This is a genomic window from Nostoc sp. NMS7 (assembly GCF_017115085.1).
Taxonomy (GTDB): Bacteria; Cyanobacteriota; Cyanobacteriia; order Cyanobacteriales; family Nostocaceae; genus Nostoc.
This window is the reverse complement of the sequence record NZ_JABXKJ010000221.1, coordinates 16,937-28,790: the sequence shown is the minus strand read 5'-3', so window position 1 is coordinate 28,790 and position 11,854 is coordinate 16,937. Positions and strand designations below refer to the sequence as shown.

General features: G+C 44.2%; 12 protein-coding genes and 1 pseudogene. 7 read left to right on the top strand and 6 right to left on the bottom strand.

The window, feature by feature from the left end; all coding sequences use genetic code 11:
• The 3 genes from HWQ38_RS27210 to HWQ38_RS27200 form a co-directional block, all read right to left on the bottom strand.
• Positions 1-195: DUF433 domain-containing protein (locus HWQ38_RS27210; RefSeq protein WP_292799986.1), on the bottom strand; the 195-nt coding region annotated here is incomplete at its 3' end.
• Between the two features lie 2 nt (positions 196-197).
• Complete coding sequence (locus HWQ38_RS27205) at positions 198-473, bottom strand: LapA family protein (protein ID WP_292799983.1); 276 nt, start codon at positions 471-473, stop codon at positions 198-200.
• Positions 474-929: 456 nt separating this feature from the next.
• Entirely contained in the window at positions 930-2,345 is a 1,416-nt protein-coding gene (locus HWQ38_RS27200; protein ID WP_292799980.1) for a phosphoglucomutase/phosphomannomutase family protein, read from the bottom strand.
• Between the two features lie 145 nt (positions 2,346-2,490).
• Between HWQ38_RS27200 and HWQ38_RS27195 the strand changes: the two genes are divergently transcribed.
• The 5 genes and pseudogenes from HWQ38_RS27195 (at position 2,491) to HWQ38_RS27175 (ending at position 5,736) form a co-directional block, all read left to right on the top strand.
• Complete coding sequence (locus HWQ38_RS27195) at positions 2,491-3,345, top strand: PD-(D/E)XK nuclease family protein (protein ID WP_292799977.1); 855 nt, start codon at positions 2,491-2,493, stop codon at positions 3,343-3,345.
• A gap of 261 nt (positions 3,346-3,606) precedes the next feature.
• Positions 3,607-3,756: a hypothetical protein gene (locus HWQ38_RS27190; RefSeq protein WP_292799973.1), complete on the top strand. Its 150-nt coding sequence runs from the start codon at positions 3,607-3,609 to the stop codon at positions 3,754-3,756.
• A gap of 30 nt (positions 3,757-3,786) precedes the next feature.
• Positions 3,787-4,095 (top strand): hypothetical protein, encoded by a 309-nt coding sequence (locus tag HWQ38_RS27185; protein WP_292799970.1) that lies wholly within the window; start codon positions 3,787-3,789, stop codon positions 4,093-4,095.
• A 12-nt stretch (positions 4,096-4,107) separates the two neighbouring features.
• Positions 4,108-4,302 (top strand): annotated as a pseudogene (locus HWQ38_RS27180) (leucine-rich repeat domain-containing protein); the annotation flags it as partial.
• A gap of 555 nt (positions 4,303-4,857) precedes the next feature.
• Positions 4,858-5,736: a peptidoglycan recognition family protein gene (locus HWQ38_RS27175; protein WP_292799967.1), complete on the top strand. Its 879-nt coding sequence runs from the start codon at positions 4,858-4,860 to the stop codon at positions 5,734-5,736.
• 126 nt (positions 5,737-5,862) lie between these two features.
• On the opposite strand, the gene ribBA is transcribed toward HWQ38_RS27175, so the two are convergent.
• The gene (gene ribBA, locus HWQ38_RS27170) at positions 5,863-7,542 is read right to left on the bottom strand and encodes a bifunctional 3,4-dihydroxy-2-butanone-4-phosphate synthase/GTP cyclohydrolase II (protein ID WP_292799964.1); all 1,680 of its coding nucleotides are present in this window, start codon (positions 7,540-7,542) and stop codon (positions 5,863-5,865) included.
• Between the two features lie 371 nt (positions 7,543-7,913).
• Between ribBA and argC the strand changes: the two genes are divergently transcribed.
• Positions 7,914-8,972, top strand: coding sequence for an N-acetyl-gamma-glutamyl-phosphate reductase (gene argC, locus HWQ38_RS27165; protein WP_292799961.1), 1,059 nt, complete (start codon positions 7,914-7,916; stop codon positions 8,970-8,972).
• Between the two features lie 64 nt (positions 8,973-9,036).
• Here argC and eno read toward each other — a convergent pair whose 3' ends face one another.
• A complete protein-coding gene (gene eno / locus HWQ38_RS27160; protein WP_292799958.1) occupies positions 9,037-10,326 on the bottom strand; it encodes a phosphopyruvate hydratase in 1,290 nt (429 codons plus the stop codon).
• A gap of 154 nt (positions 10,327-10,480) precedes the next feature.
• Entirely contained in the window at positions 10,481-10,846 is a 366-nt protein-coding gene (locus tag HWQ38_RS27155; protein ID WP_292799955.1) for a hypothetical protein, read from the bottom strand.
• Positions 10,847-10,922: 76 nt separating this feature from the next.
• On the opposite strand from HWQ38_RS27155, the gene gloA reads away from it, so the two are divergent.
• The gene (gloA, locus tag HWQ38_RS27150; RefSeq protein WP_292799952.1) at positions 10,923-11,357 is read left to right on the top strand and encodes a lactoylglutathione lyase; all 435 of its coding nucleotides are present in this window, start codon (positions 10,923-10,925) and stop codon (positions 11,355-11,357) included.
• Positions 11,358-11,854 lie beyond the last annotated feature (497 nt).

Here is an 11,854-nt window from a genome sequence, read left to right as displayed (position 1 = left end):
AGAAAAGCTGGGCTTGAATACACATAGTTGGTCTCCTGTCAATGCGTAAGTTCTAAAGTCATCGAACAGTTCCTCGTAGGTCATTCCAGAGGCAAGATAAGATAAAACATCGTATACAGTAATTCGCATTCCTCGAATACAAGGCTTACCACCTCGTTTTCCTGGTTCGATTGTAATAATGTTTTGGTACTGCACAGCTAATCTTCATCGTCAACAAAAAATTCGGCATCGTCTTCTAATCGAGAATTACCCTGTCTAGAACCAGCAAGTCCCCAGAGAGGTTGCAGCAGTGCCATACCAATTAACCCTACACCGGCACTAAAAGTCAGCACTAAACCCATTGGTATCTGAATCGATTGGAATGTTAAGAATTTTAACGATACGGGTGTGGCATTTTGGACTGAAATAATTGCGATCGCTATTACCCAAACCGCTACAACTAAAGATGTTAAAAAAGGAGCGAGAGTTTTCATATCTTAATAAAAGTTAGAAGTTAGAAATTAGGATTTATTGAATTAGAACTCATAACTGTTAATGGGAGTTATATAGCGGTTCCCATTCAGATGCGGTACAACATTATATTGCGAGGTGTAGGGGTACGGCACTGCCCATACGTGTCAACTTAATGTAAAAGCCATGTCCCGCAAGGAACTGAAGTTCCTTGGCTTTTAGCGAAAGTCATCTAAAGATGACTAAATAATCCGAAAAGTCTTTAGTCTACTTCAGTAGACTTTAGCTAAAAGCCAAAGAAATTTATTTCTGGGCGGGACTGGAAGTTAACAAGCGATTTCTACCTTAAGTTGACACCAATGGGCACTGCCGTGCCCCTAGAGGTGTAAATCCCGTAAACGAGAAACGCTATAAGTTAAGAATTGTTAATTTACAACTCTTAACTCCTGTACAGACGCGATTAATCGCGTCTGTAATTTTTATGCCTCTAGTTTAGCAATGGTACTCTCTAACTCTTGGGCGATTTGGGTTAGTTTTTCGGGAGTATTGGTTTCTAGGTAGACGCGCACTAGGGGTTCTGTACCGGAAGGACGTAGTAAAACCCAGCTACCCTCTTCTAAATAGAGTTTAATACCGTCTTTACGCCCCACTTCCTTGACTTTAATTCCTGCTACCTCTGTAGGTGGATTTTTAGTAAAAGAGTCGATGACGGCGGTTTTGTGCGCTTCTGTGAGGTGCAAGTCTAGGCGGTTGTTGTAAAGAGGGCCATCGGCTTCAGCGATCGCTTCTTTGACAAGTTGACTCAAAGGTTTGCCTTCATAGGCGATCGCTTCTGCCACTAGCATATCGGCTAATACCCCGTCTTTTTCGGGAATATGTCCGATAATACTCAAACCGCCTGATTCTTCTCCACCAATTAATACAGCAGTTTCGCGCATTTTTTCGCCGATGTATTTAAAACCTACTGCTGTTTCATAAATTTGCAGCCCATTTTTAGCAGCGAAATTATCCAGCAGGTGAGTTGTCGCCACAGTGCGGACGATCGCACCAGTTTTACCTTTGTTTTTGATTAAATGACGTGCTAGAACTAACAGCACAGTATTGGGTGTGAGGACGTTTCCTTGTTCATCAACGATGCCAAAGCGATCGCCATCGCCATCCGTCGCCAAACCCAAATCAGCGCGATCGCGAAGTACTGCTTCCACTAACTCAACTAATTGTTCTCCTTTGGGTTCTGGCATACCACCCCCAAATAACACATCTCTCCAATCGTGGAAACTTTCTAACTCAACGCCACTATGTTGCAAAACTTCATCTAAATAGCCGCGAGAGGTAGAATACAAAGCATCGTACTTTACCTTTAAATTAGCGCTTTTGATCTTATCTACATCCAGTAGGGTGTAGATAAATTGCATGTAATCAGGTTTGGGATCGAAAATTGAAATTGAACCTGATGGGCTGCTTCCAGGCAACTCATCCGATGCACTTTCGATATTTGCCACAATAGTATCAGTAATCTCTGGAGTGGCAGGCCCAGCATAATCGGGTATATATTTAATTCCACAGTAGGGTGCTGGATTATGGCTAGCAGTAAACATCAACGCCCCTGCAGAATCTAGGTGGCGGGCGTTGTAGGCAATTACTGGTGTGGGGCAATCCCGATCAGTAATTTTCACAGTCCAACCTAAGTCTGCTAATACTTGGGCTGCTGTTTGGGCAAACTGGTCAGCTAAAAAGCGAGTATCGTAGGCAATAAGTACTGGTCTATCTTTCGTGTAGGCTGTTTCTAAATAAGTAGCGATCGCCCTTGTTACTTTCCGCACATTAGGGAAAGTAAAGTCATCGGCAATAATCCCTCGCCATCCATCGGTACCAAATTTGATCTTGCTGGACATTTTTGCCACTTGCTCCCGTACATTATTAGTACTATAAAAGCTTCGCGCAAAGAGTGTGTAGCAGCAAGTATCCCCGGAAGTTCTTTTTTAAGGAAACCTTAGCTAAAACTTCTTACACCGTATTTTCTCTCACTGTTTCTGAGCAATGTCAAGCCCCGATCGACCTTTTGCCAGTTATCACCTTTGGTCTCTAATTGCCCCAGCGATCGGGCAAGAACGCTGGCATTGCCAGATGAGACGGGGGTTTATCAAAGCGCGGCAACACGAACCACAAGTCAAAGCGCTGTTGACCCAAGCCACCGCACCCCAGCGAATTGGGATACTCGCCCAAAAAGGCATTTATGAGTTTCATCATCACAGTTATCTGTTGAAGCAAGCAGATGGTGTAGAAAGAGTTGCCCAGCTACTGAAATTAAGCAACTCAAGCGAACAAGTTCAGCAACGGGTGCTGCAAATTTTGAAAAAATATCACGATGCTCCGTTGCTTTTGGATAAAGAGATTATCCAATTAACTCCGGGTGATGAAGGCTTCCCTAAAGCGATTTTAATTGAACAAGAAGATTATTCCTTTCGCTTATATGCAGCTATGGACTGCGTTTTCATTGAGGCTGATAGCACTTTACATATTTTAGATTTCAAAACTGGTAAGTCGGCTTTTGACCGACGACAGGCATTAGTTTATTTGTTAGCGGCTCGTTATCTTTACCCTGGACGAAAAGCTGTTGCATCATTTTATAATTTGGAAATATCTAAAAAGTCGGAATTAATTAGTATTAATAATAGTGAATTAGAATCTTTAAAATTTGAGTTAGCTAATGTTGCCCACAAGCACCAGCACGATTTGCAAAAATATCAGCAAGAAGCTAGTAATTTCAGTAAAATTTTCCCTCCAAATCCTGGCTCGCACTGCCGCTTTTGTCCATTTAACTCAATCTGTGAGTTTGCAGATTTTAAGCAGCATCAATCATCTCCACTGCCCAGTTTAAGAGTTAATAGTTAGTGGGGAGTGGGGAGTGGGGAGTGGGGAGTGGGGAGTGGGGAGAATAACTAATGCATTTGCCTCATTGCCTCGTTCCCAGTCGGAGACTGGGAATGCATTCCGAGAGGCTCCGCCTTAAGACTTGCAGCAGAGCCGCAATGAGATGCAACTCCGTTAACGAGCCTTTTAGCTTCGTGAATGAACCTTAGAGCTTCGTGAATGAACCTCAGAGCTTTGTGAATGAACCTCAGAGCTTTGTGAATGAACCTTAGAGCTTTGTGAATGAGTGAATGTTATTGCGATCGCGATCGCCTACGTCAAGTACTGCGTCCTACCCACCTGGCTAATTTGAACATTACAGCCCTTTCTACGCAGATAGAACACATTAATCTAGCTTCACTCTCCATAACCTGCGATACACTATTCTGGTAAATATCGCTACAGAGTTGATGAGGTTTGCTGATGACAAACGAAGAACTGTTGCAAATTATTGAAAAAGCTGCCAGGGAAAAAGCAACGGTGCTATCCCTATATAACAACAGACTCAGCAGCCTACCGCCAGAAATCAGCCAACTCTCAAACTTGACAGCGCTAGCCCTCGATCAAAATCAACTCAGCAGCCTACCGCCAGAAGTCTGCCAACTCTCCAAATTAACAGCGCTAGACCTCAATAACAATCAACTTAGCACCCTGCCGCCAGAAATCAGCCAACTCTCTAACTTGAGATGGCTATCCCTCTTTAACAATCAACTCAGCAGCCTGCCGTCATAATTTAGCCAACTCTCCAACTTGACTAAGCTATTCCTCAATCACAATCAACTCAGCAGCCTGCCGTCACAATTTAGCCAACTCTCCAACTTGACTGAGCTATTCCTCTCTAACAATCCACAATTAAGTTCACCACCGCCTGAAATTGTCAAGCAGGGAACGCAGGCAATATTCACCTATCTTCGAGCCAGGTTAGAAGGTAAACAGTAATATCTTTCTAAGCTGCTAGTAGTTGGTGAAGGGGGTGTAGGTAAAACATCCTTATTAAACGGCTCGTAACAGCACTATTGCAGAGATTATAAACGTATATTTGACTAGAATTAAGGTATTATAGCGATTATTGTTTGGATACCATCTACGGTAGGGGTTTACAGAAGTGCGCCTCTACCAGGGACACGCCAGTTTAGCTATAAGTTAACGCTGTGTGCAACTTTCTTTCAAACCTAACCTCGAACCCCTTCTCTACCAGCGTTGGGGAGGAAGAATCAAAGCCTCTCGGACTGTGGGCTACGGTGTACACACAAGTCTATCGAGACGCAATTGACGCTTTCTCGAATAGCCCAAAGAAACCTCACCCTGGTTCTGCTACGCAAGACCTGTCCCTCTCCTTAGTAAGGAGAGGGATGGCCGATAGGACTCTTTGAGGTTTTGGAGGACTTTTGGGTAATCGGATAACTTGTGTGTACACCGTTGCTTCCTGTGGGGAAGAGGAATAAGTTGCACATCGCGTAAGTTAATATCTACCGTTTTACTGGTATTAGAAAAATGAGGTTTACAGACTGGGCGACTAGGGTGCTACTAATCTCGCTGATGTTCATGGCTTTAATTGTAGTGCTGCTAATTGGACGAGCAACAAAATTACAACATAGTCCGATAACATCCCATACATCCTATCCACAGACTACAACTTGGAGTCAATATCCCCAGGTGCAATTCCAATCAGCGAAATACCCGGAGAAGAAATCTCAAAATGTTATCAAGTCCCCAGTCAAGATTTACAAGCCTGTAGCAAGGTACATAACCACTAAAGCTTTTGCACGTTATAGACCTAATTATCAAGTTGCTTCGGTTGACCCAAGTAACTATGGAGAACGATACGCCCAAGATGTTAACGGCATTCCTGTCAACAATCAACCAATTATCGTCCTCCATGAAACTGGTTATTCTGCTTCCAGTGCCGTTAATTTCTTTCAAGTAGCCCATAACGATGAAAGTGTGCAAGCAAGTTACCACGCTTTAATCAAGTTAGAGGGAACGGTGGTTTATCTAGTACCGCCAGAAAAGCGGGCTTTTGGTGCAGCTAACTCAGTATTTGATGGTTCCGAGGGAGTGGAAACTGTGCAGACTAATCCAAATTTGCCCGCGTCTGTGAATAATTTTGCTTATCACGTTTCTTTGGAAACACCGCCAGATAGTTATGACAGTAGCAGCCAACAAACCCATAGCGGTTACACCGAAGCTCAATATAATTCTCTTGCTTGGTTAATTGCTCAAAGTCAAGTCAGAAACGATCGCATTACTACGCACCGTCTAGTAGACCGTTCTGGTAAAAAAATTGACCCGATAAATTTTGATGGTAATAAATTTCTGAACTTACTTAATACTTATCGTCAGGTCAGACCAATCTATAAAGTAAGTAATTAATTTATTTATTTGGTTGCTGTTAAATTACATCTATAGCGGTTCTCAATTGCATGGAATACAGACCACTCGTAGGGGCACAGCAATGCTGTGCCCCTACCATGCGTTGCATCCAAACGATTATGGAAGCTATTTGGTAAAGCTATAGATTTGCTGCTTTTCGAGGCGATCGCTAATCGATGAAGGCAGTGTACCATCCGGGAATGTCTGTCGATCTAGTTGGACTTGTAAATTACTCAAAGGGTCGCAACCAGAGGAAATCAGAAATTCTAGTTTCTGGATGTAAGGCAAAGTTGCGAGGTTGTCCAGAATTTGGAAGATAGCTTGTATATAAGGATGACCACTTTGCTGATACCAATCAGAGCTAGCAACTTTTGCCTGGTCAAAACCCAAGTGTACTGTTAAAGATGGCTCGTCAAATATAGCGATCGCTAAGGGACGCGCTTCTTCCTGCAACAATAAATCATTACTTGCGGCTAAGTGTCGCAGTTTCTCTAGGCGTTCATAACGTTCGGTAATAGCTTCCGGGTCATCTCGCCAGTGGATTGCTACTGTTACTAGATAAGTCTGTAACAGCAGATGACCGAGCTTTTTCGCCTTTGTCGCCAGATAATAGGAATTGTAGTCGGTTGCCTCAATCAACAATGGCAAGCGATCGACTACTTCCAACCCATAACCCTTGACTCCAGCAATTTTACGGGGATTATTCGTAATCAACCGGATCTTTTTGATGCCCAAGTCCATGAGCATTTGTGCCCCCATGCCGTAGTCTCGCAAGTCGGCCGGAAATCCCAAACGCTCATTTGCCTCTACTGTATCCAGTCCCATATCCTGCAATGAGTAGGCTTTCAGCTTGTTAATCAAGCCGATTCCCCGTCCTTCTTGGCGCAGGTATACAACTACACCTTGACCTGCTGCCTCAATCATTTTCAGTGCGGCTTCTAACTGCATCCGACAATCGCAGCGCAAAGAACCCAAAGCATCACCAGTTAAGCATTCTGAGTGCATCCGCACTAAAACCGGCTCATCTTTGAAGTTAGCGGGATCGCCCTTGACAATTGCAACGTGTTCTGTGTTATCCACAGTATGGCGGTAGGCGTAAATTTCAAACTGGCCAAACTGACTAGGCAGCTTAGTAACAACTTCCCGATAGACTAAGCGATCGTGTTTTAGCCGATAACTGATTAAATCGGCAATACTAATAATTTTTAAATTGTGACGTTGACCATATTCAACTAACTGCTGCAACCGCGCCATTGAACCGTCAGGGTTTTGAATTTCGCAAATTACCCCAGATGGGTATAGCCCAGCTAGTCGAGCTAAGTCCACACCAGCTTCTGTATGTCCAGCGCGTTTGAGTACGCCTCCCTCTTTAGCCCGAATCGGGAAAATATGACCAGGACGACGTAAATCGGTAGGTTTTGTGGCTGGGTTGAGAGTGACCTGGATAGTGCGGGCGCGGTCTTCAGCTGAAATGCCAGTGGTAACACCCAAGTCTGGGCTGGCATCAATACTAACAGTGAAGGCAGTTTGGTTAGTATCTGTAATGTTGCTGACCATCAAGGGTAAGTCTAGCTCATCTAGGCGATCGCCTGTCATTGCCAAACAAATTAGTCCTCTAGCTTCCACCGCCATAAAATTAATCGTGTCGGGTGTAGCAAATTGGGCAGCACAGATTAAGTCGCCTTCATTTTCTCTATTTTCATCATCTACGACTACAATAACGCGACCAGCTTTTAGGTCTGCTAAGGCGGCATCAATCGAATCAAATTTAAATTTAAAAGCTTGGGTAATATTAGGCTGTGACACAGAAAGATTTCCGCTACCAAGGTAAATTTTTTTAACAATTTCTTCTTTTAAATTGTAGCTCCTTTATGAGGCAAGAAGTAGACTAGCATTGACACTCTCAGGTCTAAAAACAGGCTCGATTGTCTAAGTCTTGCTTAGAAGGGATATTTGACTATCCCTTTAAACGCTCAAAACAATTACCAATTTACCGAATATTCTGATGATTTGATCACCTGGCAAAAATTTTTGCCAAAAGTGGGGATAAAGTGCGGCGACGGTAAAGGATAAAGAGGATGAGGGGTTTGGGGTGTTTTGTGTGCTGTGCGTCTAGTCGCTGATATTGTTTATAGCTGAGAACGAATTAACTATTCATGGGATAAGGATTTCAGATCATGGGCAAATTTAGACGCGTACCCGTTGGGATTGTTGGCGCGTCGGGCTATGGCGGAGTACAGTTAGTACGATTACTGATGGATCATCCAGAAGTCGAACTGGTTTATTTAGGCGGTGAGAGTAGTATCGGGAAATCCTTGGGGGATCTCTACCCGTATTTGGCTCATGCAACTAACCTGCTAATAGAGGCGGTAGAACCAGAAATAATTGCTCATCGCTGTGAAGTAGTTTTCCTGTCTTTACCAAATGGTCTGGCTTGCCAAATCGCGCCCAAACTGTTGGAAAAAGGATGTAAAGTATTAGATTTAAGTGCAGATTATCGGTTTAGTGATTTGACAACTTATACAAATTGGTATGGGACACAGAGAAGCGATCGCACAATTGCAGCTACAGCAGTTTATGGATTACCAGAACTTTATCGCGATCGCATTGCCGAAGCTCAACTCATTGGCTGTCCTGGTTCCTATGCCACTGCGAGTCTTCTGGCACTTTTGCCACTTTTAAAGCAAGGTTTAATCGTACCAGAAACAGCTATTATCGATGCCAAATCTGGCACATCTAGCAGTGGACGGCAAGCTCAAACAAACTTATTACTATCTGAAGCAGACAACTCCATAGCCGCTTTCAATGTCGGTCGTCACCGTCATACCCCAGAAATTGAGCAAATTTGCAGTAACTTAGCTGGTCACGAACTCATGATCCAATTTACACCACACCTGATCCCAATGGTGCGCGGTATTTTGGCAACGGTATATGCTACACTGCGCGATCCTGGTTTAGTGCGAGATGACTTAATCACAATTTTCTCAGCCTTCTACCGCAACTCTCCTTGGGTGAAAATCTGCGGTAGCGGCATTTACCCCCAAACTAAATGGGCTAGCGGCAGCAATCTTTGTTATATCGGTGTAGAAGTTGACCCACGCACAGGTCGGGTGATTGTCATGTCAGCAATTGATAACCTAATTAAAGGACAAGCGGGGCAAGCGGTTCAGTGCATGAATCTCATGATGGGCTGGGATGAAAGCTTGGGGTTGTCCAAGTTGGGGTTTTATCCGTGATGAATGGGGATGAGGGGGATGAGGGGGATTTTGCTCCCTCATCTCCCCCTGCTCCCTCATCTCTCTACTTCGGCCCTAACCCCACAGCACCAGCATAAACGGCGCGATCGCCTAGTTCATCTTCAATTCGCAGCAAGCGATTATATTTTGCTACGCGTTCGCTGCGACAGAGGGAACCTGTTTTGATTTGACCGGCGCGGGTTGCTACGGCTAAATCAGCGATCGTTGTGTCTTCGGTTTCACCAGAACGATGGCTAATTACTGAACGGATACCGTTGCGAGTTGCCAAATCAATTGTTTCTAAGGTTTCGGTGAGTGAACCAATTTGATTGAGTTTAATCAAAATGGCATTAGCGGCTTTTTCCTGGATGCCTCTTTGCAAGCGCGTGGCATTAGTAACAAACAAGTCATCTCCCACCAGCTGCACCCGCGAACCTAACTTCTGGGTCAGCAATTGCCAACTTTGCCAATCTTCTTCATGCAAGCCATCCTCAATTGACACAATTGGATATTGCTCAACCAATTGAGCAAGGTAATCAATAAACACCCTAGGAGCGTGAGGTTTACCATCATAAACATACTGCCCATTCTTGTAAAACTCACTAGCCGCCACATCCAACGCTAAAGCTACTTCTTCCCCTGGCTTATAACCAGCTTTTTCAATGGCAGCAACCAGCAATTCCAAAGCCACCTGATTAGACTCTAGGTTAGGGGCAAAACCGCCTTCATCACCCACACCAGTTAGCAAACCCTTCTCATCTAATACTTGACTGAGGGTTGCAAACACCTCTGCACCCCAACGCAATGCTTCCCGGAAGGAAGTTGCGCCAATGGGGACAATCATAAACTCTTGAAAATCTACGTTGTTTGAAGCGTGTGCGCCACCGTTAATCACGTTCATCAACGGCACTGGGAGCAAATTCGCTAAAGGTCCACCTAAATAGCGATATAGAGGAATTCCCAAAGATTCAGCACCAGCTTTGGCTGCTGCTAGGGAAACCCCCAAAATCGCATTAGCCCCCAAATTAGATTTATTAGGAGAACCATCTATGGCGATCATTGTCCGGTCTAGCAGTTCTTGGTTGAGGACATCCAAGCCTAACAATTGGGGTGCAAGTGCTTCTCTAACGTTTTGCACTGCCTTGAGTACGCCTTTGCCCCCATAACGGCTTTTATCGCCATCACGCAGTTCATGAGCCTCAAAAGTGCCAGTAGAGGCACCACTGGGAACTTGTGCTAGTCCGACAACACCGTTGGCTAAATGCACTTCGGCTTCAATTGTCGGTCTACCGCGTGAATCAAGAATTTCACGAGCTGCCATCGCCTCAATAGCAGTATCTACAAATTTACTCATCTTTACTTAGTCCTTTACTTCGATTGCGTTCTTAGCGCCGATATTGTTTAGTGGCTAACCCAATCGCTAGCATAGGCGTTTAGGAAGCTTTATAGGTTGAGATTTAAGAATATTTCCAGTCATTTGGTCAAAGCGCTTTGCCCAAGGATTGAGATTAAGGATTGGAGATTAGTGTTGTCAAGGTGAGTCTTATATTCATTACTAGCTCTGAACTCGGCAGTTGAGCCTTTTTACTCGGCAGTTGAGCCTTTTTACTCGGCAGTTGAGCCTTTTTACTCGGCAGTTGAGCCTTTTTACTCGGCAGTTGAGCCTTTTTACTCGGCAGTTGAGCCTTTTTACTCGGCAGTTGAGCCTTTTTACTTGGCAGTTGAGCCTTTTTACTTGAGAGTTGAGCCTTTTTACTTGGCAGTTGAGCCTTTTTACTTGAGAGTTGAGCCTTTTTACTTGGCAGTTGAGCCTTTGAACTCCTCTCCAGTCCCCTGTCTTTGCCGAAGCTGAACAATTTTTGGATTTTGTCCAAATGCGATCGCCTCTGGCAACTTCTGTAAAATGTTGACAGAGAATAACACTAAATCAATTACAGAGAAAAGGTCAATATGCGATTACTACACACAATGCTGCGGGTGGGCAACCTTGAAGAGTCCTTAAAGTTCTACTGTGAAATTCTAGGAATGAAATTACTGCGCCGAAAAGATTTTTCTGGGGGAGAATTTACCCTGGCTTTTGTTGGCTACGGTGATGAAAGCGACAACTCGGTGATCGAACTAACCTACAACTGGGGCGTTGAAAAGTACGAATTGGGTAATGCTTATGGTCACATTGCCCTTGGCGTTGATGATATTTACGCTACGTGTGAGGAAATCCGCAATCAGGGCGGTAAAGTCGTGCGCGAACCAGGGGCGATGAAACATGGTTCAACGGTAATTGCTTTTGTAGAAGATCCAGATGGGTATAAAATTGAACTGATCGAACTGGGAACTCAAGGGTCAGCAGTCAAACAGGAATCACAAGTTGCTCTTGTGAGTCAGTAATTGGATTTAGATCCCCGACTTCTTGAAGAAGTCGGGGATCTGGGCAGCAAGTTTTGCTTTTGAGCGATCGCAAAATCCACACCGATATTTGGAAAAGCAAAACTACACGCGGTAGAGGCAATACCCTGCGGTCAGCTAAAGCGACATGAATTGCCCCTACCTAAAAATCAATTCTTTTCAGCTATTGTTTGCGTAATCCGTACTTCTCTACGAGACGCTGCACGTAGCTTGCTTCCCGAAGGGTACGGCAAGCTCAGTAACCATCGTAGACATCACTCCAATAACACCATTTGGCAAAGTCCCCTCAGAACAGTATTTTAGTTTTAAATTAGAAAATAGGTAATCGATTAAACTATCAACAATTACCAATCCCAAATTGCCACCGGAGATACACACGGATATACGCTGAGAATGTTTGGATAATTATCTGGGTACTAAGGAGTAGGGTTACAACCACTCCCCATTCCCCAGTACAGACGCGATTAATCGCGTCTCTC